General features: G+C 68.4%; 21 protein-coding genes. 6 read left to right on the forward strand and 15 right to left on the reverse strand.

The genetic code is table 11. The features are described 5' to 3' along the window. The 3 genes from HNV26_RS23140 to HNV26_RS23150 all read right to left on the reverse strand — a co-directional run. Positions 1 to 735: MBL fold metallo-hydrolase (locus tag HNV26_RS23140; protein ID WP_171452870.1), on the reverse strand; the 735-nt coding region annotated here is incomplete at its 3' end. A gap of 169 nt (positions 736 to 904) precedes the next feature. Then, positions 905 to 1,405, reverse strand: a complete 501-nt coding sequence (locus tag HNV26_RS23145) for a hypothetical protein (protein ID WP_171441954.1) — start codon at positions 1,403 to 1,405, stop codon at positions 905 to 907. Between the two features lie 28 nt (positions 1,406 to 1,433). After that, complete coding sequence (locus tag HNV26_RS23150) at positions 1,434 to 2,189, reverse strand: DUF6585 family protein (RefSeq protein WP_171441953.1); 756 nt, start codon at positions 2,187 to 2,189, stop codon at positions 1,434 to 1,436. 769 nt (positions 2,190 to 2,958) lie between these two features. On the opposite strand from HNV26_RS23150, the gene HNV26_RS23155 reads away from it, so the two are divergent. After that, positions 2,959 to 5,037, forward strand: a complete 2,079-nt coding sequence (locus HNV26_RS23155; protein WP_171441952.1) for a TadE/TadG family type IV pilus assembly protein — start codon at positions 2,959 to 2,961, stop codon at positions 5,035 to 5,037. A 5-nt stretch (positions 5,038 to 5,042) separates the two neighbouring features. On the opposite strand, the gene HNV26_RS23160 is transcribed toward HNV26_RS23155, so the two are convergent. After that, entirely contained in the window at positions 5,043 to 5,471 is a 429-nt protein-coding gene (locus tag HNV26_RS23160) for a VOC family protein (protein WP_171441951.1), read from the reverse strand. 57 nt (positions 5,472 to 5,528) lie between these two features. On the opposite strand from HNV26_RS23160, the gene HNV26_RS23165 reads away from it, so the two are divergent. Then, complete coding sequence (locus tag HNV26_RS23165) at positions 5,529 to 6,116, forward strand: TetR/AcrR family transcriptional regulator (protein WP_171441950.1); 588 nt, start codon at positions 5,529 to 5,531, stop codon at positions 6,114 to 6,116. Here HNV26_RS23165 and HNV26_RS23170 read toward each other — a convergent pair. From HNV26_RS23170 to HNV26_RS23190, 6 genes are all read right to left on the reverse strand, one after another. After that, on the reverse strand, positions 6,094 to 6,519 hold the full coding sequence (locus HNV26_RS23170) for a hypothetical protein (protein WP_253816935.1): 426 nt from the start codon (positions 6,517 to 6,519) through the stop codon (positions 6,094 to 6,096). The two genes, HNV26_RS23165 and HNV26_RS23170, sit on opposite strands and share 23 nt — an antisense overlap. Positions 6,520 to 6,654: 135 nt before the next feature. Continuing rightward, positions 6,655 to 8,055 (reverse strand): family 2B encapsulin nanocompartment shell protein, encoded by a 1,401-nt coding sequence (locus HNV26_RS23175; protein WP_171441949.1) that lies wholly within the window; start codon positions 8,053 to 8,055, stop codon positions 6,655 to 6,657. A 35-nt stretch (positions 8,056 to 8,090) separates the two neighbouring features. Further along, positions 8,091 to 9,500: a family 2B encapsulin nanocompartment shell protein gene (locus HNV26_RS23180; protein WP_171441948.1), complete on the reverse strand. Its 1,410-nt coding sequence runs from the start codon at positions 9,498 to 9,500 to the stop codon at positions 8,091 to 8,093. Between the two features lie 27 nt (positions 9,501 to 9,527). Next, the gene (locus HNV26_RS23185) at positions 9,528 to 11,795 is read right to left on the reverse strand and encodes a family 2 encapsulin nanocompartment cargo protein terpene cyclase (RefSeq protein ID WP_171441947.1); all 2,268 of its coding nucleotides are present in this window, start codon (positions 11,793 to 11,795) and stop codon (positions 9,528 to 9,530) included. Positions 11,796 to 11,958: 163 nt separating this feature from the next. Continuing rightward, positions 11,959 to 13,533 carry an OmpA family protein gene (locus HNV26_RS38565; RefSeq protein ID WP_253816936.1) on the reverse strand — a complete coding sequence of 525 codons (1,575 nt, stop codon included), beginning with the start codon at positions 13,531 to 13,533 and terminating at the stop codon, positions 11,959 to 11,961. Between the two features lie 36 nt (positions 13,534 to 13,569). Then, on the reverse strand, positions 13,570 to 17,439 hold the full coding sequence (locus tag HNV26_RS23190) for a Kelch repeat-containing protein (protein WP_171441945.1): 3,870 nt from the start codon (positions 17,437 to 17,439) through the stop codon (positions 13,570 to 13,572). 298 nt (positions 17,440 to 17,737) lie between these two features. Here HNV26_RS23190 and HNV26_RS39030 point away from each other — a divergent pair, with 298 nt between their 5' ends. Both HNV26_RS39030 and HNV26_RS23195 read left to right on the forward strand, forming a co-directional pair. Then, on the forward strand, positions 17,738 to 17,866 hold the full coding sequence (locus HNV26_RS39030; protein WP_301338472.1) for a hypothetical protein: 129 nt from the start codon (positions 17,738 to 17,740) through the stop codon (positions 17,864 to 17,866). A 17-nt stretch (positions 17,867 to 17,883) separates the two neighbouring features. Then, positions 17,884 to 18,360, forward strand: a complete 477-nt coding sequence (locus HNV26_RS23195) for a VOC family protein (RefSeq protein WP_171441944.1) — start codon at positions 17,884 to 17,886, stop codon at positions 18,358 to 18,360. A 299-nt stretch (positions 18,361 to 18,659) separates the two neighbouring features. Here the strand turns inward: HNV26_RS23195 and HNV26_RS23200 are convergent, their stop codons facing one another. The 3 genes from HNV26_RS23200 to HNV26_RS23210 form a co-directional block, all read right to left on the reverse strand. Further along, on the reverse strand, positions 18,660 to 19,547 hold the full coding sequence (locus HNV26_RS23200; RefSeq protein ID WP_171441943.1) for a spermidine synthase: 888 nt from the start codon (positions 19,545 to 19,547) through the stop codon (positions 18,660 to 18,662). Between the two features lie 67 nt (positions 19,548 to 19,614). After that, entirely contained in the window at positions 19,615 to 20,106 is a 492-nt protein-coding gene (locus HNV26_RS23205) for a hypothetical protein (RefSeq protein ID WP_171441942.1), read from the reverse strand. Then, positions 20,103 to 21,722 carry a right-handed parallel beta-helix repeat-containing protein gene (locus HNV26_RS23210; RefSeq protein WP_253816937.1) on the reverse strand — a complete coding sequence of 540 codons (1,620 nt, stop codon included), beginning with the start codon at positions 21,720 to 21,722 and terminating at the stop codon, positions 20,103 to 20,105. The genes HNV26_RS23205 and HNV26_RS23210 overlap by 4 nt, the downstream gene beginning before the upstream one ends. A gap of 386 nt (positions 21,723 to 22,108) precedes the next feature. Between HNV26_RS23210 and HNV26_RS23215 the strand changes: the two genes are divergently transcribed. Both HNV26_RS23215 and HNV26_RS23220 read left to right on the forward strand, forming a co-directional pair. Continuing rightward, positions 22,109 to 24,715, forward strand: a complete 2,607-nt coding sequence (locus HNV26_RS23215; protein WP_171441941.1) for an MXAN_6230/SCO0854 family RING domain-containing protein — start codon at positions 22,109 to 22,111, stop codon at positions 24,713 to 24,715. Between the two features lie 154 nt (positions 24,716 to 24,869). Further along, positions 24,870 to 25,115: a hypothetical protein gene (locus HNV26_RS23220; RefSeq protein ID WP_171441940.1), complete on the forward strand. Its 246-nt coding sequence runs from the start codon at positions 24,870 to 24,872 to the stop codon at positions 25,113 to 25,115. Positions 25,116 to 25,173: 58 nt separating this feature from the next. Here HNV26_RS23220 and HNV26_RS23225 read toward each other — a convergent pair whose 3' ends face one another. Next, positions 25,174 to 25,635, reverse strand: coding sequence for a hypothetical protein (locus tag HNV26_RS23225; protein WP_253816938.1), 462 nt, complete (start codon positions 25,633 to 25,635; stop codon positions 25,174 to 25,176). A gap of 150 nt (positions 25,636 to 25,785) precedes the next feature. Beyond that, the gene (locus HNV26_RS23230; RefSeq protein WP_216612640.1) at positions 25,786 to 26,832 is read right to left on the reverse strand and encodes a hypothetical protein; all 1,047 of its coding nucleotides are present in this window, start codon (positions 26,830 to 26,832) and stop codon (positions 25,786 to 25,788) included. Positions 26,833 to 26,843: the final 11 nt, after the last annotated feature.

The following is a 26,843-nucleotide window of genomic DNA, read 5'->3' on the forward strand; positions in this document are numbered from 1 at the left end:
GCCCGCCCACAGCGTCGCGTCCTTGTCGATGCCCGTCCGGCCCGAGGCATGCCGAGCGGGGGTGCAGACGACCTCCAGCGCGCCCACGCGCGCACGCTCCCACCAGTCGAGCTCGATGATGCGCGACTCGGGGATGCCCCAGCCCACCAGGTGTGCGCCGACGCCGAGCGGCACGATGAAGGAGGTGTCCCAGTCCTTCATCGCCAGCAGCGTTTGATGGTCCAGGTGGTCGTAGTGGTCATGGGAGATGGCGACCGCGTCGACGGCGGGCAGCTGCGTCAGCGCCAGGGGCGGGGCGTACCAGCGGCGCGGCCCTATCCAGCTCAGGGGCGACGCGCGCTCACTCCACACCGGGTCGACGAGAATCCGCTGACCGTCCAGCTCCACGAGCGACGTCGAGTGCCCGAACCACGTGACGCGAAGGCCGGTGGCGGGTGGCGCGTCGAACGCGCTCCCGTCCAGTGTCACCGAGGGCAGCGCGCCCTGGGCAGGGCTCACGTCAGGACTGGCGCTGAAGATGCTCGCGATGGAGCCCCAGGTGTCGTTGCGCAGGGGCTGCGGGTTGTCGAAGTGCCCGTCCTTCCATTGGGGCGAGCGCTCCATGCGTGCCCGCCGCGCGCCGTCCGCGGCCTGACCCAGCGCCGGCCAGGCCTGGATGGCGACCACCGTCAGCTGCAGGGCCAGCAGCGCCGCCATTCCCATGGCCGAATACGCCAGCCTCCTGCGCCACGTCATGCCGTCCACCCGCGCTCGTCGTGATGGGGTGACGAATTGACGAGATAGGTTGTTTTGTCAATTCGTTCCGCATGGCGGGCACCACGCGCGAAGCGCGTGATGCGTTGCGCCGGACGGCGATTCTTGACGCCGCCCTGGAGTGCTTCCCGGCGCGGTGCCAGGTTCTTCGCTACGCCCGTGCGGGGGCCTGCGCCGCGCGTTTGCTATAGGTGTCGCAGAGCTCCAGGTATTCGTCGCTGTCGATGTCGAGCGCCGCCACCCGCATCTTCTTCGTCTTGGGCTTGTCCAGCGTGGTCTTGATTTGAATCATCTTGACCGTGGGGATGCCCATGTAGGACTGGCTGTAATACACATTCTCGGTCATGTCGGCCCACTCAATCAGCAGGCCATCCTCGAAGCGGATGCCATCCCGACCGATAATCAGCGCGGGCTTGTCCAGGTTGCCCAGCGGCCTGATGCAGTTGTAGAGCATCCAGACCATGCAGAGGTTGACCGCCCCGCAGAGCGCCATCACGCCGGGACTGTTCGCCAGCCGGAAGGTGAGGATGCCACAGAGGCCCGAGGCCACCGTCCAGATGACCACTCCGATGATGAGCTTCGTGCGCGAGTAGTAGACCTCGCGCGGCTTCAGCGTCTTTTGCTTGTTCTGCGAGGAACTGTAGATTTCCATGACGTGCGACCTGTGAGGGGAAAGGGAGTCAGCTGGCCAGGCGTTGCGACAGGTAGGCCATGAGGACGGGCGCGTTGACGATGCGGGCCTCGTCAATCTTGAGCGGCTTGCCCTGGGCGGCGATGATCAGCTCGCGGGTGGAGACGCCGTCTTCGAACTCGTTCTGGAAGCGGATGCTCTCGATGTCGTCCCAGCGCATCAGCCGCTTCTTGTGTGTCAGCCCGGCGCCACTGAGCGTGAGGGGGCCGAACTGCACCGCCTTGCCGGCGTTGACCTGCCGGTGCACGCCGTCAATCAGCGCATCGACGACATGGTCCGTTACGTGGGCGTACAGCTCGTCCGCGTCGCTCCACAGGTTCAGCCTCAGCCGGTAGGTGCCCCCGCGGTGGCGCAGGATGAGCCGGTCGTGGTTCTGCACCGCGATGATGGCGCTCACGTTCCGCCAGGCGATGCGCGTGTCACCCGCGCGCAGGCACTCCTCATCCACCACCAGCTTCGGCGGCGCGGCCAGCCATGCGAACAAGTCGCCGGCCCGCCAGAAGATGAAATAGAGGCCGCACGGGATGCCCGCCAGCAGGACGATTGGCGCGGAGTTGTAGCGGAACATCCCTTTGATGAAGTCCTGAGGGAGCAGGTAGATCTTGCCGAACGAGAGAAACGCCGCGGCCACCAAATAAATCAGGGCGAAGCCAGCGGCGAGCCAGGACAGGACGTGCGTGGGGAATTCCCGGGTGTGCGAGCGCTTCAGTGAAGCCTCCAGAGCCGTATCGAAAAGTACACGCACCTATAAACAATCGCATGTGTATTTTCGATGAGATTCGCCACTGTGCTCAGGGTGAAGTCAGAGGGACGCATTTTACCGGTGTCTCATACTCCGTGTGATGTTCCAGGGTTGTTCAGGCGCGGCGAATTCAAGAAACAATCGGTGTTCTCAAGCCGTGAGAGGTCATTGGATGAGGTTGTGTGAAACACCGCCTTTCCGTGTCTGTCGTGCCTGCGGCATGGCGGAGCGCATTCTCCGGACGGCGCCGGGCCTTGGCGGGTGGATGGGGTGGCGAGGGCATCAGGTGACACGGCGCCATCCGCCGCGCGCGGTGTCCAGGCCAGCGCCGATGCGGGCGGTGAGCGCCGGGTCGAAGCGGCTGCCGCGGGCCGTGGGAGCGTGGTCGCACGCGCACCGGGTGGGGCTGGCGCCGCCGCGTTGGTGTGTACCCGGCGGGTCGCGTGACTCGTCAAGGCGAACCCGGCCGCTCCTGCCTCCGCGAACATGCTTGGGGGCGCGCGCAGTCCCGCGCGGGAGCGGCGGGGCCCTGGCGCGCTGACGCCTGGCTTTCGCGCAGGGGCGGTGCCGCAGGAGTTGCGCGGTGCGCCATTCCCATGCACCCATGAATGGAAATGAATGGTGGGGGCGTGCCTTGCGTGGTGCCATTCATTGACATAGGGTCCAGGTTTCCCGGGGGGGGCTGGTGAGTGCGCAAGGCTTTACGCGCCGGTTGTGTCCACCATGCCAAAGCTCCTCTGGGATTGCGCCCCCGCGCGAGGAGAGCCGCCTCATGCTGACCCGGAGCCTTCGTCAGAGTTTCCGCCGCCAGGAGGGCCAGGCGCTGGTGCTCATGGCGCTGATGGTGCTGATCATGTCCCTGGCCGTGCTGGCCACCGTCAACATCGGCCATACGGTGCATGAGCGCATTCGTCTCCAGAACACAGCGGACGCGGCGGCGTACTCCATGGCGGCCATGGAGGCCCGGGCCTTCAATTTCTACGCATACGCCAATCGCACGCAGGTGTCGCACTACGTGTCGGCGATGATGTGGCAGTCGTTGCTGTCGCTCGTCTACTCCATCGAGGCGTTCCTGACGGACCTCTATGGGCTCATGAAGACGCTGAACCCCTGCGCGGGGTCACCTTCCGGCTACTGGATGTTCATCTGTCCGGTCCTGCAACTCGTCCCCATCGTCGGGCCCATCCTGCGGGCGGTCAGCCGCATCATGACGCTCTACCGGGATACCTTCTTGCGGCTGGTCCAGACGACTCTTCAAACCGTCAACCCGGACGCCATCATCGGACGGCTCGTCATCCCCGCGCATCGGGTCTTGAATGGTGTGATGTTCTTCGCATCCCAGGCGGTGATGGTCTCGGCATCCACTCACGTGGTGCAGTCCAGTCAGTCCGTCATTGACGCGAACGACAGCAACGTCGATTCGATGATGAGCCAGCTGGCCACGGGAGCCTACAGCCAATGCCTGTTCGGCCAGGCGCACAACACCCACGCGGGCGGAGGGCCGCTGTCATTGAAGAACCCCTTCGGCGCTCTGGACGTGACCAGGCGAGCCGCGAATGACCCTGTCGCGCGCGCCAAGCGCGCCATGGGAGGCATCACCAATGCCACTCGGTATCCCTGCGATACCGCTTCGTCCGGTGGCGTCATGGAGTGCCCGGAAGGCTTCGTCGGAAATCGCGGCCTGGGAGGGCTGCTGCCGATACCAAACATGCTCGGCTTCCTGAAGGACTTCCTCAACGAGGGGATCGACGTCGCTGGGGTCATGCAGTTCGGCAAGATGGGCCAGACTCGCATGCTCTCCTCGAACCATCCCAACGTGGGGAGTCTCAGGGAGGGGCGAGGGCCTGGCAATGATGGGCGGAACTTCATCCGGGACTGGAATGACAACCTGCAGCCGTGGGGCATGATGGCGCAGGGCGACAACATCGGCTCGGATGACCCGTACTGGATCAACATCGGCCCCGCCGAGCTGGGGCGCGGTCCCTTCAAGATTGACAATCCCCTGGCCTGCACCAAGGACGACGACTACTGGAAGTGCTTTGGTGACAACCGCCGGCGCAAGAACGACAACAACCGCGCCCAGTTGCCGTACAGGCACATGATGAAGACGAGCATCTGGGCGCTCAACGACGTGGACAGTGGAAGCCGGCGAGGAGGGCTCCATTGGCGGGTCAACTACTCGGACCATGGCCGGTCCTGGGGCGGCCATGTGCGGCCCGCCGGGCGCGAGGGCCGATTCGGCATCCATGAGACGGAGATTTGCGTGGTGAGGTTGGGGACCTGCTTGCTGAAGACGAATGTCTACACGGCGAACGTCCGGCCCGTGCAGGATGGCAATCACCGTTGGGCGGGGCTCGTGCCCTTCATGCACTTCGAGCCCGGCCAGTTCGGGTCGGTGTGCAACCCGACGGCCAACGCCAACATGGAGGAAGCGGCGACGCGTCTGGTTGACTTCAATCAGCCCTCCACCTGGGTGGCGATGAACAAGTCGCCGGACGAGCTCATCAACCGCCAGAACGCGGACGGCGCAGGCTCCAACGCGCCCGCGCTGCTCAACAACCAGGGCAAGGTGACCTTCGCCTTCTCACCGGAGAGCGAGGGCCTGGAGATGATGAACAACCGCAAGAAGTTCCTCGGCATGGTCGAGGGACTCAACGTCATCTCCCGCGGGCAGTCCTACTACCACCGGCCGGGCAACTGGGCGGAGCAGCCCAACTTCTTCAACCCCTACTGGCGCCCCCGTCTGGCGTCGGTGTACCAGGGGCGCCACTCGCTGCCCGCGCTGGGCGGCATGTTGGATTCGCTGCCAGGGCCGATGCGTGGAATCGCGCCCAAGATCATCACGCACTGAGCCCGTCACCCGACGGGAAGCGCGCTGGCCTCGTACTGCTTCGCGAAGTCCTCGCTCGGCGGAATGGGCTTGATGACGTCGATGAGCACCCCGTTGGGGTCCGAGGTGATGAAGTGCCGCTGGCCAAACGCCTCGTCCCTCAGCGGGAGGTGGATGGGCAGGCCGGCGGCCTGCACGTCCCGGTAGACGGCGTCCGGGTCTTCCACCTCGAAGTTCAGGATGGTCCCCGCCACCGTGCCCCGGGCCACCGCCGGCACCGTTTCGTGCCGGCCGTCCAGGATGGCCAGCGCGACATGCTCTGCGTCGTCCGACTGGAGGTGGACGTACCAGTCGCTGGTGAAGCGCGGACTGAATCCAAAGTGCGCCGTGTAGAACGCCGCCGTCCCCGCGACGTCGTTCGTCATGATGACCGGGTAGTAACTGGTGATTTTCATGGGCTCCCGCTCTCCTTCGGGCTTGTCTTTCAGTGAGGTAGCATACAGGCTGCATGTATGCAATCGAGGGCACGAAGAAGCAACGATGAGCGCAGCGCGACGACGCGGCAGGCGCTCGTGAGCGCGAGCCGGGCGCTGTTCGTGGAGAAGGGGTACGCGCAGACGTCGACGCCGGAGGTGGTGGCCGCCGCCGCGGTGACGCGCGGGGCGCTCTACCACCACTTCGAGGACAAGCAGGCGCTGCTGCGGGCGGTGCTCGAGCGGGAATTCGCCGAGTTGCGCAGGGCCATCGACCAGGCGACGCCGCCGGCTTTGGGCGCGCGGGAGGCGCTCATCGCTGGAAGCCTGGCCTACCTCGACGCGATGGCCGTCCCGGGCCGCACGCGCCTGCTCCTCGTGGATGGGCCGGCGGTGTTCGGCCATGCGGAGATGATGGCACTCGACGAGGCCTCCGCCGCGGGCTCGTTGCGAGAAGGGCTCGCCGCCTTGCTGGGGGACGGACCGCTGGTGCCGGCGCTCGCCAGCCTGCTGTCCGCCGCCTTCGACCGCGCGGCCCTGGCCATCAGCACCGGCGGCGACGCGAAGGCCTACCGCGAGGCGATGCTCGCGCTCATCGAGCGCGTCACCGCTGGCGCCGGCCGTTGAGTGGCAGCGGCTTCAGCGTGTTCGACTCCGTGTCGTCCGACAGGGCCGAGGCCACATGGACCAGGTGGGTGCCGCTCAGGTAGGCGGCCACGATGACGGAGATGCGCAGCACGAGCAGCGTGGGCTCGAAAGGGAGGATGTCGCGTTCCTGGAGCCAGGCGAGCGTCTGCGGCGCGTAGGCGGCGTTGCAGGCAGCCACCACGCCCAGGAGCAGGAACATCTGGACGATGCCCAGGAAGGTGTTGGCCCGGGAGCGCACCAGGCCGGCGAGCCCGCCCAGCCGTTCCATGAGCAGCGGCCTGACGAACTTCATCACCAGGATGCCCTGGATGATGCCCACGGCCAGCGGGACGAAGATTTCGGCCAGGGCCATGACTGTCTGGGTTTGTTCGCTCGAACTCATGGCCGCGGACGATGCTCCGTCACGCAAAGCGAATCAACCCGGCCCGCCGGTTGACGGATGCGGCACGCGAGCGTTTCAGGCGGCACCGCGGGGCCAGGCATTGGGCCTGGACCCGCCGTGTCACTTTCTGGAACGTCAGCCGCCGAGCTCCACGTTCTCCAGCACGCCCAGCGCATCGGGGATGAGCAGCGCCGCGGAGAAGTAGGTGCTGACCAGGTAGTTCGTGATGGCCTTGTCCGTCACATCCATGCGGCGCACGGAGAGGCCGGGCTCGACTTCATCCGGCAGGCCGGTGCGGCGCAGGCCGATGACGCCCTGGTCCTCCTGGCCGGTGCGCAGCACGAGGATGGAGCTGGTGCGCTGCTCGGTGATGGGAATCTTGTCACACGGCAGCAGGGGGACTCCGCGCCAGGCCATGCACGGGGTGCCCTGGACCTCGACGGGCGTCGGATAGATGCCCCGGCGGGTGCACTCCCTGCCGAACGCCGCGATGGTGCGCGGGTGCGCCAGGAAGAAGCGCGACTTGCGGCGCCGGCTGAGCAGCTCGTCCAGGTCATCGGGCGTGGGCGGCCCGTTGCGGGTGTGGACGCGCTGCTTGAGGTCGGCGTTGTGGAGCAGGCCGAAGTCCCGGTTGTTGATGAGCTCGTGCTCCTGCCGCTCCCGCAGCGCTTCGATGGTCAGCCGAAGCTGCTGCTCCGTCTGGTCCATGGGGTCGCTGAACACGTCGGCGACGCGCGTGTGGACCCGGAGCACCGTCTGGGCCACGCTCAGCTCGTACTCGCGGGGCGTGAGCTCGTAGTCCACGTAGCCGCCCTGGATGTCCGGCTCACCGGAGTGGCCGGCGGCCAGGGGGATGGCGGCCTGCCCCAGCTTGTCCTGGGGCTTCTTCAGGCGCTCCCGGTACCGCTCCACCTGGGCGCGCAGCGTGGCGGACCGGGCAATCAGGTCCTCGAACACCCGCTGCGGCAGGGACAGCACCGTGCAGGGCGTGGTGGCCTTGACGGTGAAGGTCCAGACGTCATCCGACTCCGCCACCGCCTGGTCGCCGAAGTGGTCGCCGTCCGCCAGCACATCCAGGATGACGGGCGCGCCATACGGGCCTGCGCGGAGCTTGCGCGCCTTGCCGTGGGCCAGCAGGAACACGTGCTCGGCGGGAGTGCCCGCCTCGACGATGACGTCGCCCGCCTTGTACTCCGCCTGGGTGAACCGGCTGGCCAGGGCGGAAATCACCTCGTCGTCGCCGCTCAGGCCCCGCAGCAGCGGCAGCTTGAGCAGCTCCTGCGGGATGATCTGCACCTTCGCGCCGATGTTGCTGAACACGAGGCGGTCATCCGTCACCGCGTAGCTCAGCCGGCGGTTGACCCGGTACGTGCCGCCCGTCACCTCCACCCAGGGCAGCATGCGCAGCAGCCACCGGGGGGTGATGCCCTGCATCTGCGGGACGGTCTTCGTCGTCGTCGCCAGCTGGCGCGCCGCGGCCGTGCCCAGGCTCAGCCGTGGGGTGTCGTCGCCACCTGTCTTCACGAAATTCGCCATGTGGATTTCCTCACGTCATCCGAGCGGGAGGAGGGCTAGTCGCCGCGGCCGATTTCGACGCTCTCCAGGATGCCCAGCGCGTCGGGCACGAGGACGGCCGCGGAGAAGTAGCTGGTGACCAGGTAGTTGATGATGGCCTTCTCGTTGATGCCCATGAACCGGACGTTGAGGCCGGGCTCGACTTCGTCGGGGATGGTGCCCGGGTGCAGGCCGATGACACCCTGGTTCTTCTCACCCGCGCGCATCAGCATGATGGACGTGGTGCGCGAGTCGCTGACGGGAATCTTGCTGCACGGGAAGATGGGGACGCCGCGCCAGGCGGGCACCATGTTGCCGTTGAAGTCCACGCTGGTGGGGTAGATGCCCTTGCGGCTGCACTCCTGGCCGAAGGCGGCGATGGCGCGCGGGTGGGCCAGGAAGAAGGACGGCTCCTTCCACACGGTGGCCAGCAGCTCGTCCATGTCGTCGGGCGTGGGCGGGCCGTGGCGGGTGTGGATGCGCTGCTTGAGGCCGGCGTTGTGCAGCAGGCCGAACTCGCGGTTGTTGATGAGCTCGTGCTCCTTGCGCTCCTTCAGCGCCTCGATGGTCAGCCGGAGCTGCTGCTCCGTCTGGTTCATGGGCTCGTTGAAGAGGTCCGCCACGCGGGTGTGAATCTGGAGCACCGTCTGCGCCACGCTCAGCTCGTACTCGCGGGGCGACGTCTCGTAGTCCACGTAGGTGCCCGGCAGCACCGGCTCGCCGGTGTGGCCCGCGGCCAGCTCGATTTCGGCCTGGCCCGTGGTGTCCTGCTTCTTCTTCGAGCGCGCCTTGAACCCCTCGACGTGCTTTTGCAGCGAGGGCGACTGGGCCACCACGGCCTCGAAGTCGGACTGCTGAAGCACCAGCACGGTGGTCGCCGTGACGGCCTTGGCCGTGAACTTCCAGTAGTCCTGCGACTCCAGCAGCGCCTCGTAGCTGTAGTGGTCGCCGTCCGCCAGCACGCCGAGCACGGTGGCGTCACCGTACTTGCCGGCGCCAATCATGTTCACCTTGCCGTGGGCGATGAGGACGATGCAGTCCGCTTCCTTGCCCACCTCGGTGATGACATCGCCGGCCTTGTACGTCTTCTGCTCGAAGCGGTTGGCCAGCGCCGTCAGCACCTCGACGTCGTCGTAGCTGCGCAGCAGGGGCAGCTCGCACAGCTCCTGCGGGATGACCTGCACCTTGGCGCCGGTGGTGGTGAACGTCACGCGGCCATCTCCCACCGCGTAGCTCAGCCGGCGGTTGACGCGGTACGTGCCACCGGACACCTGCACCCAGGGCAGCAGCTTGAGCAGCCACCGGGAGGAGATGCCCTGCATCTGCGGGACGGACTTGGTCGTCGTGGCCAGCTGGCGCGCGGCGGCCGTGCCCAAGCTCAACTGGGACTTCTCGGCGTCACTGCCCGGCTTGATGATGTTCGACATGATGGGCCTTTCGAGTGTGATGGAAGATCAGGCGCCGGAGCGCAGGTTGGCGAACAGGGATGTGATGCGTGCGGCGGAGGTGCCCAGGCCGGTGGGGCCCGACGAGAGCCGCGGCGCCAGCTTGCGGGACGCGCGCAGCTCGAACTCCTTGTAGCGGTCCACCGTCTGGTGCCAGATGAGCACACCGCTCATCCACCACTGCAGCTTCTGGACGTACTGCTTCAGCTTGTCCTGGGCCTTGCCGTCCAGGTTGAAGTTGCGCGCCAGCGGCTCCAGTTCATTGGCGATGATGTATTCGAACTGCTGCATCCGCGCGGTCATCAAGTCGTTGACGACGGAGACGGCTCGCGCCGGGTCCAGGTCAAGGAAGCGCTGGACGACCAACACGCCGTTGTTGAGCTCGCCTTCGAACTCAATCTCCTTCTGGTAGGAGAAGACGTCGTTGACGAGGCAGGCGTAATCCGCCGCGGAGTTCTCCAGGCTGCGGATGGGCCGGGTGTGGAAGACCTCGGGCGGCAGCGCGTCACCATGGGCCAGGCGGGACAGGCTCATGGTGAGGTCCGAGCCGAACGTCTGGCGCCGCATCTCCACGTAGTCGATGGGGTCCGGGATGCGGTTCTGGATTTGGTTGGCCAGCTCCCACAGCCAGCTCTCCGTCATGTCCAGGATGGCCTTGCGGAACAGGCTCCGTGAGGCGGGCGTCACGCCTTCCGTGGTGCGGGCCCACAGGTCTGCCAGCCCGCGCTCCACCGGGTTGGTGGGGGGCGGAGCCACCGCGCCGGCGTCCTCCGGCATGAACAGCGCCAGCCGGGCGTTGAACACCTTGGCGCCGGCCATGTCCTTGGTGTGACCGTAGAAGGCCGGGAAGTAGTCGTCCGCGTAGGTACCCCAGACGAGCCAGCAGGAGGACAGGTTGAGCTGCGCGAGGGTGGCGTGGGGATGAATCAACGCGCCGCAGAGCGCCACGTCCGCCACGTCGAACTTGTGGTCATCCCAGATGTAGCCGCCGGGGACTCCGGGGAGCACGTCCAGCATGCCCATGCGCCGGGCCCACGCCTTGGAGTCGCGCCGCGCGGCGTCCAGGTGGGGGCTCGGCTTCGTGGAATACGGCATGTAGAACTTCGGCAGCTTCACCGGGCCCACGGGCTGGTACGGCACGTGGGAGAAGTTCTTGAGGCGGGTGAGCCCCAGGGCCGTGGGCGACTGCGGCAGCCGCGCCGCGGAGGTGCCCAGGCCGTTGGGCCCCAGGAAGAAGCCGCCCGCGCCGCCGGAGCCCTTGTTCATGTAGCGGCTGGAGCGCATGTGCCACTCGTGCCCGCCGGACTGCCAGTCCTGGAGCCCTCGGACGTAGGTGAGCACCTGGGCCTGCTCCACCGGGTTCAGGCCGAACTCGACGAACAGGGACGGCAGCTCCGTGAGGACGGTGTTCTCGAACTGCTGGAGGCGCGAGGTGAGGACCTCGTTGACGAGGTGCGCGGCGCTGGGCGGGGAGATGTTCAGGAACTTCTCCATCACCAGGACGCCGTTGGAGAGCTCGCCTTCCTCCAGAATCTCCCGCTCGTAGGAGAACAGGTCGTTGCGCAGGTGGACCGCGTCGGAGAACGTGTCCTTCAGCACCCGCATCGGGCGGCTGGCCGCGACCCGGTCCGGGACTTCGGCGAAGACGGCGTGCTCCACCAGGTTCGCGGACCAGGGCGCACCGCCGACCTTGCGGCGCATCTCGATGTACTCGATGGGGTTGGAGACGCGGCGGTCGCTGATGTTGGACAGCTCCCAGCTCGACTCGTCCAGCAGGTGCTTGGTGCTCTCGAAGAACCGCCGCCGCCACGCCATGGAGCGGCTGGGGACGGTCCGGTTCCACAAATCCAGCAGCCCGGCCTCTACCGGGTTGGTCGGCGGCGGAGGCGTGGCCGCCGGGTCGACCGGCATGAACAATGGCAGACGGTCCAGGTAGGCCTTCGCGCCGACCTGGTCCTGGGAGCGCTTGTAGAGCTCCAGGAAGTGGTCATCGAAGTAGAAGACCCAGACGTACCAGTCGGTGACGAGGTCCAGCTCCGGGCCCGGTGCCTCCGGATGCGTGTAGGCACAGAGCAGGGCGTAGTCCATGGCATCGAACTTCGCCTCGCTCCAGATTTCCGGAGCGCTGCCATCCTTCGGGCGGCCAATGATTCCCAGCTCGCGTGCCCAGGCCTTCGAATGCACCCGGGCGCCTTCGAGGTTCGGATTCAAGCGCGCCGGCCAGGGAACGTAGAAGTCTGGCAGTTCGAATGGCTGCTTGTTTTTCGCCGTACTCATGGACGCCCCTCGTTGAACTCAGGGGGGCGTTATAGTTAGGCACTGAACACTTATCCAAGTGTTTCTTGCATAAAAGATTCTCAGGTGAAGTCGCGATTTGCGTGCTGGCGCACGGATTTAGCTCCATCCGTGCGCCGTATTGCTTCCGCGATAAGTCGTGTTTTCATTCACCAGTAGTGCTGGTGACGAACTCCACGCGGCGGTTGGCGCTCCGTCCCTCGGGCGTATCATTGGACGCAATGGGTTGGGTGGGGCCGTAGCCCTTCGCCGTCAGACGCGAACTCTCAATACCTTGCTGGATGAGATGTTGCCGCACTGCGTCCGCGCGCTCCTGGCTCAGTGTGCGATTGAGCTCCTCGGGGCCGGTGTTGTCCGTGTGTCCTTCGATGCGCAGGGACACGCCCGGGTTGGCCTTCAGGTAGTCCGCGATGGCGTCCAGGTTCCGACGCTCCGGGTCGGAGAGCGTCGACTGACCCACCGGGAACTGAACGTGGTGCTCGGTCGGCAGCCGCGCCGGCGCTTCGGTGGTGGGCGCCTGGGGCTCGGGAGCGGGCGCCTGGGGGGGCTCGGGAGCGGGCGGCGGTGGCGTGGGCTCCTGCTTGGGTTCGGGGCAGCCACGGTGGGCGGCGACGCCCGCCTCGTTCGGGCATGCGTCCTCGCGGTCCACGACGCCGTCGCCATCCGCGTCGGTGTCCGGGCAGCCGTCGTTCTCTGGTGCGCCGGCTTCGAGCGGGCACCGGTCCTGTCCGTTGGGAACCGTGTCGCCGTCGTCATCCAGCGCGGGGCACTGCTCCGGCGTGTGACTCCGGCCGCTTCGGCACACGTCCTCCCGGGCGGGCGGCTGATGGGCCCAGGCGATGCCCGCGGCCGCGCGGATGGACGGCGTGCCTGGGATGTCCGTGAAGCCATGTCCGGCGATGGCGAAGGCCTCGAAGCCGCCGCCCACGGGCAGCCGCACGCCGCCCAGCAGCTCCAGCGCGAGGTCCGGCTCCACCAGTGACTCCGCGGCTTGCAGTGCGATTTCGCCGCGCAGGCCCTTGCCGCGCGTGGACACGACGATGCCCTGCTCCAACTCGGTGCCGAAGTCGCGTCCGGGCTCGTTCTCCGTGGAGCGGATGCGCACGCCCGCGCTGGCGCCGAGCACGACGGGGCCCAGCTCCCGGCTCACCGCGACCCGAGGCGCGACCTGGAGGCCCGCCCAGCCCTGTTGCCGGCCAAAGGCATCCGCGGTGCCACCGGGCGTGCCCACGTCCAGGCCCAGGCTGAGGAAGACGGGGGCGCCGTCCTCGCGCCGCAGCAGCGCGAAGCGGGCGCCCAGCTCCGGCGTGCCGAGGCCGAAGGCGTCCGGCGCGGAGACGCCGACCAGCGTGTCCGCGCCCTGGCCGCCCTGGTGGATGATGACGGGCAACCGCGCGGACAGCTCCAGTCGGTCGGTGGGAGACCAGGCGCCCGCGAGCCAACCGGAGACGCGGTAGTCGAGGATGGAGCGCTCCTGGCCATCACTGCCCTTGAGCAGGAGGATGCCGCGCTCATACCCGGCCATGAGCATCAGCCGGTAGGCGCCCTGGGGGAGCACGTGGCCTGTGTCCACGAGCATCGAGTCCGTGGCGGCGGGGGTGAAGCGAAGCCGCTCCAGGTCGATGGGGACGAGCGCGCCCGTGGTGCTTTGTGCCAGGGCATTGGGCGCGATTGAGGAGATGAGCGCGGCCAGCGCCCAGCTCCGAGCCTGTGTACGCAAGGTGAAGTCCATTCGCGAAAGAGGGTGACGTACGGGTCAGTGCGAGGCGTGACGCGAGCGGCGACGCAGTCCGCTCCACGATGCCAGAACCACCAGGAGGGCCAGCGACGAGGCCGCGCCACCGCCAGAGGCCTGGCAGCCGCCTCCGGCGATGGAGACGACCGTTGCCTGGACGGTGACCTGGAACGTGCAGCGGGCTTCATTGCCCGCGGCGTCCGTGGCGGTGACGGTGACGGTGTTGTTGCCGTGCCGGAAGGTGCTCCCCGACGCCGGCGAGGACGTGACGGTGGGCGTCGAGACGCCGTCCGTGGCCTCGGGCAACTCGAAGGTCACCGTCGTTCCCGACGCATCATCGGAGGTCGTCCGGATGTCGGCGGGGCACGTCAGCGTGGGCGGGGTGGTGTCCCGCACCTCGACCTGGAAGGTGCACGTGACTCGCGTGCCGGAGGCGTCCTCCGCGGTGGCGGTGACGGTGGTGGTCCCCAGCGGCAGCGTGCTGCCCTCCGCCGGTGAATAGGTGAGCGTGGCGGGTCCGCCCGCGCCGGGCGTCACGGTGGCGGGGGGCCAGTTGCCTGGAGCGCCGTCAGGCCCTGTTGCCTCGATGACGGTGTCCTCGGGGCAGGTGATGGCCAGGGGGTGGGTGGCCTCCACCGCGATGTCCACCGAGGGCTCGTTGCTGTCCAGGCCACAGTCACTGACGCGGTAGGTGAAGCTGTCGGCGCCCACGTAGCCCGGGTTGGGCGTGTACTGGAGGTTCGGCGGCGTGCCGCTCAGCGTTCCATGCTGGGGCGGGGTGACGATGGTCCACGTCAGCGTCTGGTCCGCGTCCGGGTCGGTCGCGGTGAGCGTGATGTCCAGCGGGACGCCGGTCATCGTGGCGATGCGCACGGCGTCCGCGGTGGGCGCGGTGTTGGCGCGCACCATCACCATGCGTCCACCCGGAATGGCGTTGGCGAAGACAGACAGGGCATACGGGCCCGGCGGCGTCTCCGCGGGTACCCGCACCGTCGCGCGCGTGGTGGACATGTCCGTGGCGAGGAGCGTCCAGAGCCGCCCTCCCTCGGCGGCGCGCAGGCGCACCAGGGGGAAGTCCGTTGGCGAGTCCAGGTAGCTGCCGCTGGACGCGCCCGAGATGCCCCGGAAGCCCTGGCCTTCGATGACGGTGGGGCAGGCTTGGTAGAGCGTCTCCGGCGCGGTGACGACCGGACGCCAGGCGGCAGGCGCGAGGACGTCCTCGTAGCGCTGCGCCGTGGTGGCGGCCGTGCCTCCCGCGAGCAGGACCTCGCCCGTGGGCAAGGCAACGGCGGCGGCCCCACCCCGCACGTCGGGCGCGATGACCGGTGTCCAGGTCCGCGAGGGGGCGCCGTAGGTTTCGGCCGAGGCCACGTAGGTGTCTGGCGCGCTCAGGCCTCCGGCGACCAGGAGCGTACCGGACGGCATCAGGGTGGCGGTGTGGCGCCAGCGCGCTTGCGTCAGCGGGCTGTCCGGCGTCCAGGTGTTCGCGGTGGCGGAGTACCGCTCCGTGGTGGCGAGCGCCACGCCTCCCGCGGCGCCGCCCGCCGCCAGGAGTTCTCCGGAGGGCAGCAGCGTCAGCGTGAAGCGCTCGCGTCCCTGGGCGAGGCCGGCGATGGGCGCCCAGGTGTTGGTGGCGGGGTCGTACACCTCCGCCGACGCGAGGGCGGCTCCACCCGCGTCACGTCCTCCCGCGATGAGCACCCGTCCATCAGGCAGTAGGGCGGCGGCGTGCGCGGTGCGCGCCCCGGCCGCGGACGCCGCGGCGGTCCACGTCTGGGTGCCCGGGTCGTACAGCTCCGCGGAGGCGAGCACGTCCGCGCCGTCCTGGCCACCGACGACGAGCACCCGTCCATCCGGCAGGCGCGTCGCGGTGTGCAGGTGTCTCGCGCGGGTGAGTGACGCCGCGGAGCTCCAGGTGTTCGTGGTCGGCGTATAGCGCTCTGCCGAGTTCAGCGTGCCGCCTGCGTTCGTGCCACCCACGACGAGCAGCTCGCCCGAGGCCAGCGTCGTCGCAGTGGCATCCGCTCGCGCGGTGGAGAGGCCCGCGGCCGCGGACCAGGCGTTCGTCGCCCGGTCATACAGCGAGGCGGACGCCAGCGCGGTGCCCGCTCCGTCACGGCCACCCGCCACGAGGACGCGGTTCGTGGGCAGCAGCGCCATCAGCGGGTCAACGCGAGGACCGCCCAGGGTTCCCGCCGCGGCCCAGCCCTGGACGCCAGGGTCATAGACCTCCGTGTCCGCGTAGAACGTGAGTGACGGATTGGAGTGGAAGCCTCCGGCGGTGAGCACCTTGCCGGAGGGGAGCAGGGTCGTCGTGCTGTTCTCCCGGCCAATCGCCATGGAGCCCGCGAGGGTCCACGTGCCGGTGGCGGGGTCGTAGAGTTCGGATTCCGGCTGTGCATCTCGCGCGGCGTTGGAGCCGCCCACGACGAGCACCCGGCCGTCGGGCAGCAGCGTTGCGGTGTGGCCGTTGCGCGGGAAGTTCAGGGCGCCCGTGGCCGTCCACGTGTTGGCCGCCGGGTCGTAGAGCTCCGCATGCGTGGTGACACCGCTCGCGGTGAATCCACCCACGAGCAGCACGCGGCCATCGGGGAGCAGGGTGGCGGTGGCGTAGTGCCTTGGGACCAGGGGCGCCGCGGCGGCGGTCCATGTTCCCGCCACCGGGGCGTAGAGGTCGGCGCCCGGGACTTCGTCGTCCTCGTTGTTGAAGCCGCTCACCGCGAGCACCCGGCCGTCGGGCAGCAGCGTGGCGGTGTGCGAGCGCCGGGCCCTCAGGAGGTTGCCGGTGGGGAGGAACGTGTTGCTCGCGGGGTCGTACAGTTCGGCGGTCGCGAGATTGCTGCCGCCCGCGATGAGGAGTTGACCGGAGTCGAGCCGCGTGAGGGTGGCCAGGGCGCGGGGCGCGGCCATGGGGCCCGTGGCCGACCAGGTGTCCGTCGCGGGGTCGTAGATGCGCCCCGTCGTGGAGCCATCCGCGAGCACGAGCGCCCGCCCATCCGAGAGGCGCGCGGAAATGGTGATGTTGCCTGAAATGCCGGCGGCGGCCGCCGCGCTCCAGGTGTCGGTGTCGGGGTCGTAGCGTTCGGACGAAGCCACGAAGCCCAGGCGGTTGACGCCACCGACGACCAGCAACTGGCCGGTGCCGAGCAGGAGGCCCGCGTGCTGAGCGCGGGCTGTCGCCATGGTGGCGGTGGAGGACCAGCCAGGGTCGACGACGAGCGGCGCGGTGAGCCCGGCGAGGGAGACCTCGGTCGTGATGCGGACCTGCGCGCCGTCCACGTCGAACACCTGGGTGCGCGGATTCATGCGTCCACCCGCGAGCCGCGTGCTGCCCGCGCGTGAGTGGCCGTTGGCGTCTCGCACCACGGCGGGATGGAAGCGGAGCACGGGGCGCGCGCTTTCATCCAGGAACTGGAGGTAGTCGCCCGTGTCCTGGATGCGCCGGACGGAGGCCGGCAACGTGACGGTGTACTCGGCGCGGTGCGTTGGCTTGCCACCGCGCGCCTCCGGTACCTCGTCCAGGATCCACGCCTCCTCGACCCGCGAGGTGCGCCAGCCCTGTGGGGTGGTCTGCGTGCCTCCCGCGGGCCACCAGAGGTGCCGCTCGCCCTGGAACGCGGCGAAGCGCTCGCGGTGGAGCGTGCCCGAGGGGGAGGCCGCCGGCTGGACCTGGAAGGTCAGTCCACGCGTCGTCAGGGTCAGCCCGCCGTCATTCCCGAGCTGGGCCTCGAGCTGCCGGGCCGAGGGCGCTGAAGGGGCCGGACCCGTTTCGAGGTCGGGGAAGTAGGCCAGCGCCAGCGCCAGCGCGGTGGTGGCGGAAGGGGCCTGCTTCCATTGGGACAGGGCCTGGCCTCGTGCGGCGGCCAGCGCGTCCTCACCCGGAGGCGTCAATCCCTCCTTTCCGCATGACAGGAGGATGACGCTCCCCACGAGTATCAGGCGCCTGCTCCAGACCGCGCGATGTGACTGCATCCAGGAACTCCGGTTCGAAAGGAGCGGCGGGATGGCTCGAGCCGTGAACCCGACGCTGTGAGTCATTTTCAACGGCTTATCCGCTGCGGGGGCGGATGGGCAATGTCGACCGTGTCTCCGTTGTGCGTTCTGGGCCTCTCCTGGCTCACGGCGCTGGAAGCTTCCGTTCCCCCTGTCGCTTGACGGGGTGCGTGTGGATTCAATACGGCACGGTGGGATGCTGACCTGTAGGGTGGGCATGCTGTCCCAGGAGCTGGCGCTGTCCAGCGCCACCGTGCGTCAGGCGGGTGAAGGCCACATCAAAGTCCAGGCAGGTCAAGCGCGCCTGACGCCGGGCGCATCCTGAACAGAGGAAAACGCACCATGCAGAAGATCACACCCTTCCTGTGGTTCGACGGCAACGCGGAAGAAGCCATGAAGTTCTACGTGTCCGTCTTCAAGAAGGACGCGAAGATTCTCAGCCTCAACCGCGCGGGGGGCTCGGACACCGCGCCGGTCGTCTCTGGCACATTCCAGCTTCACGGACAGCAGTTCATGGCGCTGAACGGAGGGCCTCACTACAAGTTCACCGAGGCCATCTCCCTGTTCGTGGACTGTCAGACGCAGGAAGAGGTGGATGAGCTGTGGTCGAAGCTCCTGGACGGAGGAGGCCAGACGCAACAGTGTGGCTGGCTCAAGGACCGCTTCGGCCTGTCCTGGCAAATCGTCCCGTCCGTGCTGGGGAAGATGCTGAATGACAAGGACCCGGAGAAGGCGCGCCGGGTGATGGAGGCCATGCTGGGCATGGTGAAGCTCGACATCCAGGGCTTGCAGCGCGCGTACGACGGTGCGGACCCGTAGGTTGCCCGACGGCAGGGTGGTGCCGCCCCCTGTCCGTGCCAGTTGCAGCCAACCCTGGCGTGGCCCAGGACGCTGCCGGCCTTCATATCGTACGAGTACGTGCTCTGGCCGACCGCCACGTTCCCGTCGAAGGTCCAGCTGTTCTTGTGGCTGTGGCCCCGGTGCTTCTCGGTCTTTCCGAGCGTGATGCGGAGCCCGTTCTGCTCTTTCAGTGAGTTGACCTTCTTGGTGTATGCCGCGTACCGATTGATGTCGGTCGGGTCGATATGGCGTCCTCGATGTCAGTCGACACCTGCGCGTCAGCCGCGGCTGTGCGCAGGGCGGCGGCTGACGCTCACTCGGCGGGCCACCCGTGCGCGGAGGTTGAAGGGCACGCTCCATTCGCGCGCGAGCTGCCCGGCGCGTGCCAGCAACTCCGAACGGAGGAGCCTGCGCGCATGGGGCAGCCCCACGAGGATGCGGTTGTCCGACGCCTGCACGTCGAAGGCGTAGAGCTGCGGGAAGCTGGCCTGCCACAGCGGGTCCATCAGCGAGCCGGGCCGGCCTGACTTCCGGAGCACGTTGCCCACCACCACCCCGTCCGGCGTCAGTCTCGCCTGCGTGGCCCGCAGGAACTCCTGCGTCGCCAGCGCCGGCGGGATGCTTCGCGTGCCGTATGCATCCAGGATGATGACGTCATACGGCGCCCCGGGGGATTCGATGAAACGCCGTCCGTCCGTGAGATGGGCGTGCAGGGCTTCGTCCTCGTGGAAGTCGAAGTAGCGCCGGGCCATGTCCAGCACCTGGGGCTGGATTTCCACCGCGTCGATGTGCGCGTGCGGGAGCACCGCGCGGAGGAAGGTGGGGATGCTGCCGCCTCCCAGTCCCACGACGAGCAGGCGCTTGGGGGCGGGCGCGAAGGCCAGTGTCGCCGCCACCGCCCGCGTGTAGTCCAACTCCAGCCGCAGCGGGAAGCCCGGCCACGCCGTGCTCTGGAAGGCGCCAATCCAACCGAACTGGAGGTAGCGGCGGCCCTCGTCGTCCTCGCTGACGATGATGGGGCCGCTGGCGGAGCGGGCGACGTGCAGAATCGTTCGCGGATGCTCGAAGGCCCGGGAGACGCGCGCCAGGGCCACGACACGCCTGTGGCGCTGCCTCGCTCGTGAAGGCGCCTTCAGTTGCCACCGGGGGGAGTTGGCGAGTGCCATGTTCCAGGGCTCAGGGCCCCACTCTTGTCCTGCCTGGCGCATCCACCTCACGCCCCGAGCATACGGGCTACTCGGCGCAGGGGAAGGATGTGTTGAGCGTCTTGCTGGCCTTGAGTCCACTGCCCGTCAGGATGGCCGTCACCTTGACCTTGGACGCGCAGTGGTACGGGAGGATGAAGGGCACCTGCGTGACGCCGTTCTCCGCGAGCGCCACCAGCTCGCGCATCTGCGTCGCTTTCCACGCCGGCCGGTCACCCGCCGCTTCGGAGGATTCCTTGGGCGCGCTGACCAACAGCGTCAGCTTCAACGGCGCATCGCCCTCGTAGGTTCCCTGGAGCTTCACGACGATGAAGGCGTCCACGTTCATCCCGTAGGGGTCGGAGGCTGCATCCGTCGCGACGATGGCGCCCTGCTGCCGGTCGTAGACCTGGGCCTGGATGTCGCTGATGGTCACCTTCGGGGCGGTGGCCTTCGGGGCGGCGGAGACACTTCCCGCTGGCCCGGCCAGGAGCAGCGCCAGGCTCAGGGAAAGGGAACGCAGGCAAGCGCGGGTTGTCATGGCCGCGCACTGTAGCCCTGCCGCGGAGTTCCCAGGGGAGGGCGGCGGCGGCCGCGCGGAACCCGTGGGCTCGGCGCGGACCGCCTGAGCCCCAGGACGCCGAGGAGCGCGAGCATCAGGGGGCCCGCGAGGCTTGCTCCGGATGCGGCGCAGCCACCAGCGCCCTCGTCGTCATCCGGCTGCAGGGGGGGCGTGCCCGCGTCGGTCGGCGTGCCCGGGCCTGCGTCCGGCGTCTCTGTCCCAGGCGAGGAGGCATCCCCAAACGCGCCGATGTGGGGCGGGCTCACCTGGGCTCGCGGCTCACTTGCCGTGTGCTTCACGTACTGCAAGGTGACTGGCTCGCCGTGGGTCTCGGCGGGGAGCGCCACCGCCTGACTCCGCAGGGCGGAGCCGGTGGTCAGGCGGAAGTCCTGTCCGGCGAGGTTGATGAACCCCGGGTCGGTGCCGGTGAGATTCCCTCCCGCATCCACCACGGCGCCCGTGAGCGTGCCGAAGGTGCTGACGTAGCCAGGCTTGTACCAGTTGCCACCATGCCGGAGCGTGCCCGCCTCGTCCGTGAGGGACAGCGTGTTGCCATGGGCCGCGGCCACCAGCACGACGTTGTTCGTCACGTGCGCCGTCTGGTTCTGGTGCGACAGCCGCAACAGCGTGGTCCGGTCCGTGCGGCTGGACACCACGGTGTTGTGGAAGAAGTAGAGCGTGCCCCGGTAGTTGGCCGTGTTGCCGGAGTCGCCGCCAAAGTGGACGATTTGCCGGTTGCCCGCGCCCTCGGGCTCCAGCAGGACGTTGCCGTAGACGAAGGTCCGCGCATACGACGGCGCCGCGCGCAGCGCGCCGCTGGACGAGTCCACCAGGTCGAGCTGCCGGTTGCCTCCCTCAATCCAGTTGTACCGGATGAGACTGCCCGCCGAGCGGTCCTTCAGGTTGTTGCCCAGACAGCCGGTGCAGAGCGGACCGAAGCGGTTGAACTGGTAGGTGATGCCCAGCGCTTCGGTGTACGCGTTGTGCTCGAGGATGCTGCCGGTGTTGCCGTTGCCCAGGATGTGGCTGTGCTCGACGGTGACATTCGATGCCTGGTTGGCGATGAACAGGCCGTTGCCGCTGTCCTCGAGCACGCAGCCCCGGATGGTGATGTGCTCGCCCTTCTCGATGAAGATGGCGGCGGCGTTGTCCAGGTAGGTGGACGCGCCATTGCGGCCGGTGAAGGCGCCGCGTGCCCGGCGCAGGTGGAGGTTCTCCACCACCAGGTGCGCGGGCATCGTGTCCGCGGGCCGGTTGGAGCCACCAATCTTCAGGATGCCGCGCTCCTCACCCCAATAGTTGAGCTGCGAGCGCGTGGTGGCGCTCTCTCCGACGATGACGGGCAGGTTGCCCTGCGCGTCCTTCACGCCGCGCACGGTGATGGGCGCGGCGGCCGTGCCCCTGCGGCCCAGGACCCACTTCTCCGCGTAGGGCGTGGGCCGTGCGTGGACGAAGACGGTGTCCCCGGGTTCGAGTGACTCCCAGGGCACGTCACCCAGACGGGTGTACTGCTGGTCGGGGCCCACGCGGTACTCCGCGGCCTGGACGGCCAGCGGCTGGAGCAGGACGAGAAGGGCGGCTCGCGAGAGGTTCATGTCTCGCAGTCTGACGGCTCCGTCCGGTCCAGGTCCACGAGGCGTGGCGCTCCTCAAGGACGCGGGTGAAGTGCACCGGGAAGTTTGTAGGCGGAGCGTCCGCCCGGCTCCGGCCCGCGGGCGCGCTGAATCGCGAGGGCAGGCCCGTGGTGGCGCCGCGCCTGCGCCACTGAACCGTCAACCTGGAGACCGCGTCCGGCGCGAGCTCAACGGCGTCACCTTGGTGATTGACGCCGCAGAGGGCCAACCGCGTGCTCCAACGGTAGCGGCACCCCGCCGGGCCCTGGTAGGGTTCCCCACGGGGCGGCCCTGGGTGTGCTTCCTTCTCACTCCTGAGGTAGCGGATCCGCTCTCCGCCCCGTTTTTCCCTCTCGCCTGGAGTCACCATGGGCGCCCCTTCGCTCGACGTGATGGGCGATACCGCCGCGCTGCTGCTCAGGACCACGGGGCTTGTCTTCCTCCCCTCGGGACTTGCTCCCAGTGGTGACGCGCAGGCGCGGGAGCAGGGCATGGAGGCCCTGGAGGCAGACCTCGCGGGGGTGGGCTACACGCTGGACGGCGCGCTCCGGGGGGCGCTGCTGGCGCTGCCCACCGAGGTCATGGCGGCTTCCGGCCGCTTCATCTACGACAACTGCGCGGCGCTCCGGGGGGCCAACCGGCCCTTCGTTCCATTGTTCCGGAACTTCCCCGAGAGCGTGCCGCACGACACCCGGCAGTTGTACGTGCAGCGGATGCTGGGCTGGTTGTTCCAGTCGCCGGAGCAGCCGTGCATCCACTGCGGTGCGCAGGGCGCGGTGCGTGCGCTGTCGCCGTGCGCACACCTGGTCTGCGAGCGGTGTTACGACGGAAGCGACTACAGCGCGTGTCCCATCTGTCACCGTCGCTTGTCTCCGTCCGAGCCGTTCCTCAAGCCCACGGCACTCAAGGCCGCCGAGCGCGTGTATGCACTGGCCGCCAACCGGCTGACGCGGCTGTCCTTGGGGTCCGACCCGGATGCCACGGGGAGGGAGGTCATGCGGCGCCTGGTGTCCCGGTCCACGGTGCTGCGCCCCTCCGAGGTGATGTTGCTGAAGATGCTCGTCTCCGCCACGGGGGTGCGCATCCTGGGGTGGCTCCCTCCGAGCATCCCGGTGAAGGAGACGCTGGCGCAGGTCATGGGCCTGCTGCTTCAGGATGCCCGCACGGCGGGAGACGTGCTGGCCAGCGCCGCGGCATACGTGAAGACCGCCACGGATGTGCTCCGGATGCTCGTCGCGTGGGCGGGCGGCAACCCCGACCTCACCGTCAAGATTCCGCTGAAGAGCCCTCCGCGTCCGGTACGGCGCGCCGTCCTGCGGATGCTGGAAGGCTTCTCCGTGCTGAACCTCACCGAGGACCTCCGGCGCCACCCCGGCTTGTGGAAGGCCCAGGCGAAGCTCCTGCATGTCTTCGAGGAGTGGCAGCGTCATCCGAAGGTCGCGCTCGCGTTCGCTGTCTTGCGCGAGACGGTGTTGGTGCCGGAGACACCGTTCGGAGCATCCGTGCTGAGTGTGGCCCGCGAGCATCCGGCGGTCTTTCACAGGCTGGAGGCCGACGGAGGCGTCCGCGTTGGCTTCCGCTCCTTTGCCTCGCACGTCGAAGCGGCGCTGGACGCTCGCGATGTCCGCGGCGCGCTGCGGCTGCTGCGGCAGCGGCCTGGTGAGCTGCTGCGCCGGTTGGACCATGTGAGCCGCCTGTCGGTGGCCCAGTCGAGCTCCGCCGCGCTCGACCCGGAGCTGCTCGCGGTGCTCGAGGCGGTGCTGCCTCGGGGCGCGCCTGGGCTGCTGCTCACCGCGGCGGCGCACCTGCGTCAGCGGCACAAGCCGTTCGCCAAACGCGTGTTCTTTCCCAAGGGGGAGGCCACCCACGCCTGGGGCATGGAGGACAGGCGCCCCTTGCTCCCTGGCGACGCCATTGGCCAACTGGTGGCGCCGCTGGAGCGGGAGCTGCTGCGCCGGGCGGAGGCCCTGCCGGCCTTCCCTCAAGCGATGCTCGACGAGGCCCTGGCCGACCTGATGGTTCCGCTGGCGGAGAAGACGGCCTCCCGGGCGTTGGTGGCGGTTCCGCGTGGAAGCCTGCTGCCGTTGCCGGAAGGGAAGACCTTGCGCTTCTTCGTCCACTGGACGGAGCCCAAGGGGACGCGGGTGGACCTGGACTTGTCGGTGGCCTTCTACGACAAGGATTGGTGGTTGGTGGACCTGTGTGACTTCACGAACCTGCGGCTGGCGGATGGCGCCGCGGTGCATTCGGGGGATGTCACCTCCGGGCCCCTGCCGACGGGAGGCGCCGAGTTCCTGGATGTCCATGCTCCGCGACTGCTGGCGCGGGGCGTTCGCTACGCCATTCCGGTGGTGTTCTCCTACAACAGCGTCTCGTTCGACCGCATGGAGGACGCGTTCGCGGGCTTCATGGTCCGGGACGGGGAGGGAGGGCCCCACTTCGATGCGCGCGCGGTGGCGCAGCGCTTCGACCTGCAGGGGAGCGGGAAGATCTCCGTGCCGCTCGTCATCGACCTCGTCGAGAAGCAGCTCCGTTGGGTGGATGTGAAGGTCCCTCCCGAGGATGGCTTCCAGAGTGTGCACCGCTCGCGAGGCGAGCTCGCGAACCTTGGAAAGGACACCCTGGCCTATTTCGGAACCGGCGCCCGCCCCACGCTCTGGGAGTTGGCCTGCCTTCACGCCGCCGCGCGCAGCCGCACGGTGCAGGTCCGGCGCCGGGATGGAACGGTGTCCGTCCTGAAGCGGGGCCCGGATGAGGACACCGCCACCTTCCTGCGCAGGCTGCGTGGCCTTGAAGTGGATGCCACCACCCACGCCTTCACGCCTGGCTCGGCGCCCACGTTCTTCGCGGGGATGACGGACCCCTCCTCGCTCCCGGCCGGCAGCGAGGGCTATGCGCTGCGCTTCCTCCACACCTCCGCGGAGTCCGTTTCACGGCTGGCCGCGGGCGATTTGGTGTCCGCGCTGAAGGCATAGCGCGGTCCAGCTTCGCCCGTGTCACCTCGGTGGAAGCGCTCCGACCGGCGGTCGCCGCAGGTGCGGGATTTCCGCCTCCAGGTTCACTTTCACAGGAGGGGCGGAAAGTGCGATAGTCGTGAAGGCAACCAACGCCTTCAGGGGAGCGACTGACGTGCCTTTGTACTACGTGCAGAACTTCACTTACGACGGTCCTGGCAGCTCGAAGATGTATGGCGCCATGGGGGCCCACAACCACAGCCAGGCGGTTCAGTTCACCACGGACTGTCTCGCCTATCTGACGGCCATTGGGTGCAAGAACGTGCAGGCGACGGGCAGCTTCGCGAGCAACCAGGCCGAGCCGGCCCATGGCAAGGAGATGTGCTGGGACGCGCTCCAGAGCAGATGGGTGAAAGCCTAGCGGTGCCCGCGGACGTGCCTCTCCTCGAGGGCCGAGGCACGCCGCTGCGCGCGGTGGCTCAGGGCGAATCCGCGGCGTGCGTCAGGGGCCGGCCATTCTTGGGCGCGGCGAACCGGGCCTCGTCGCGCGAGAAGCGGTACTTCTTCATGGCCGAGAAGTCCCCCTTCATCCGAGGGTATTCGAGGTCCATGACGACCCGTCCTTCCTTCACGAAGACGAGCAGACATTCCGATTCATAGATGTCTCTCGCGCCGGACCAGTCGTTGCCGAGCGATTGGCGGACTTCCTCCGCGACCACGTAGGGCGTGAAGACGTGAAGGGTGTCCCAGTCGAAGTCCGTTACCTCCGACAGGTGGAAGGTGTCTCCTGTCTCCGCGGCGGAGCGGATGCGCTGCTCCAGCTTCGTGGCGAGCGCCGCGCGCTCCTTGCCTCGTCCACAGCCGCTCATCGCCACGCCGCAGGCGAGCCAAAGCGTCACCGCAATCACTGACGTGCCTGCCCAGTTTCTGTGTCCGCGCATGCGCGGCACTCTAACGGTTTTGTCTGGCTGGAAGTCCCGGAGCAGGGGCCGTCCGTGGGACAAGCCGGGCCAGGGAATGGCCAGTGCGGCGAACAGCATGGCCAGCAGGAGCCCCGCTGCCCAGGTGCGGTGCCTGGATTGAGCGGGCGCCTACCCCCCCTTCTTCGCGGGCATCGCTTCAATCCAGCGCTGGATGAGCGCCTGGCCCTGTTCATCCACCACGCGGGTGCCCAGGGGGGGCATTTGCATGAAGTCCCCGCGCTGGCCCATCCGGTAGAGCAGCGAGCTGTGCTGGACGTCACCCGGCGCGACGCGCTGCGAGCTCTTCCCGAACATGCCCGACGTCTGGATGAGCGCCTTCACATTCACGGACGTGCGCCAGGTGTCCGTCTCCTGCACGGAGCCGAGCTCGCCCGCTTCCAGGCGCAGGTGCAGGCCGGAGCCGCTGCCCAGCGCCATGCGGTTGGCGCTGTGGCACGACACGCCGCAGTTCATGTGCAGGTAGCCCAGGGCGGCCTGCTCCACCGGCGTGCCAGGAATGCGGGGCACCTGCGCGGGCGGGTGGCTCAGGCGTTCCTCCTCCACCAGCTTCGCCAACGTGAGGCCGCGCGCGCCGTAGTGGGCCAACGCGACGGCCTCGAAGCCGAGCACCTCGTCGCCGCGCCCTCGGTGGCAGGACTGGCAGTCCTGCTGGCTGGGGATTTCGTAGCCCTCCGTGCCGGGCACGTCCTTCTCGCCGCGGGTCAACTCGAGCGCCGTCTTCCCGTCGTCGCTCCAGCGGTAGGTGGTCCGCAGCCAGCTCCCATCCGGGCGCTTCCAGAGGAAGCGTGTCTCGATGGGGCGCCCCTTCCAACTGAACTCCTTCCAGAGCTTCGTGCCCACGGGGAAGCGCCACTCGTCGCTCTTGGACGTGTCCACCTTCGTGCCGGGCGGCAGGTAGATGAAGCGCGTCTTGTCCAGGCCGTCGCTCCAGAGCTGGAGGCCGGGCTCGTAGGGGCGCACCTCGGGGGGAATCGCCCGGGTCGCCCACCCGGCGCCGCCCTCGCCGTAGAGTCCCGTGCAGGCCAGGTGCTGGAGCGTCTGGCACGGGATGCCGCCGTCGGCCTCCTTCGAGCCCTCCTCGGCGGGCGTCTTGGTGCAGCCTCCAGTGGACACGATGAGGGTGAGCAGCAGGGCACTCGCGCGTGGCGGGGACATCGGGCCTCCTG

Origin of the sequence: Myxococcus xanthus (genome assembly GCF_013116825.1) — a bacterium.
Taxonomy (GTDB): domain Bacteria; phylum Myxococcota; class Myxococcia; order Myxococcales; family Myxococcaceae; genus Myxococcus; species Myxococcus xanthus_B.

Coding starts and splice junctions, on each gene's coding strand:
- HNV26_RS39030 (WP_301338472.1), top strand. CDS start 17,738: ATGCTGACCTGTAGGGTGGGCATGCTGTCCCAGGAGCTGGCGCTGTCC.
- HNV26_RS23170 (WP_253816935.1), bottom strand. CDS start 6,519: ATGAGTTCGAGCGAACAAACCCAGACAGTCATGGCCCTGGCCGAAATC.
- HNV26_RS23210 (WP_253816937.1), bottom strand. CDS start 21,722: ATGAACCTCTCGCGAGCCGCCCTTCTCGTCCTGCTCCAGCCGCTGGCC.
- HNV26_RS23180 (WP_171441948.1), bottom strand. CDS start 9,500: ATGTCGAACATCATCAAGCCGGGCAGTGACGCCGAGAAGTCCCAGTTG.
- HNV26_RS23205 (WP_171441942.1), bottom strand. CDS start 20,106: ATGACAACCCGCGCTTGCCTGCGTTCCCTTTCCCTGAGCCTGGCGCTG.
- HNV26_RS23215 (WP_171441941.1), top strand. CDS start 22,109: ATGGGCGCCCCTTCGCTCGACGTGATGGGCGATACCGCCGCGCTGCTG.
- HNV26_RS23165 (WP_171441950.1), top strand. CDS start 5,529: ATGCAATCGAGGGCACGAAGAAGCAACGATGAGCGCAGCGCGACGACG.
- HNV26_RS23185 (WP_171441947.1), bottom strand. CDS start 11,795: ATGAGTACGGCGAAAAACAAGCAGCCATTCGAACTGCCAGACTTCTAC.
- HNV26_RS23145 (WP_171441954.1), bottom strand. CDS start 1,405: ATGGAAATCTACAGTTCCTCGCAGAACAAGCAAAAGACGCTGAAGCCG.
- HNV26_RS23200 (WP_171441943.1), bottom strand. CDS start 19,547: ATGGCACTCGCCAACTCCCCCCGGTGGCAACTGAAGGCGCCTTCACGA.
- HNV26_RS23195 (WP_171441944.1), top strand. CDS start 17,884: ATGCAGAAGATCACACCCTTCCTGTGGTTCGACGGCAACGCGGAAGAA.
- HNV26_RS23225 (WP_253816938.1), bottom strand. CDS start 25,635: ATGCGCGGACACAGAAACTGGGCAGGCACGTCAGTGATTGCGGTGACG.
- HNV26_RS23155 (WP_171441952.1), top strand. CDS start 2,959: ATGCTGACCCGGAGCCTTCGTCAGAGTTTCCGCCGCCAGGAGGGCCAG.
- HNV26_RS23160 (WP_171441951.1), bottom strand. CDS start 5,471: ATGAAAATCACCAGTTACTACCCGGTCATCATGACGAACGACGTCGCG.
- HNV26_RS23230 (WP_216612640.1), bottom strand. CDS start 26,832: ATGTCCCCGCCACGCGCGAGTGCCCTGCTGCTCACCCTCATCGTGTCC.
- HNV26_RS23175 (WP_171441949.1), bottom strand. CDS start 8,055: ATGGCGAATTTCGTGAAGACAGGTGGCGACGACACCCCACGGCTGAGC.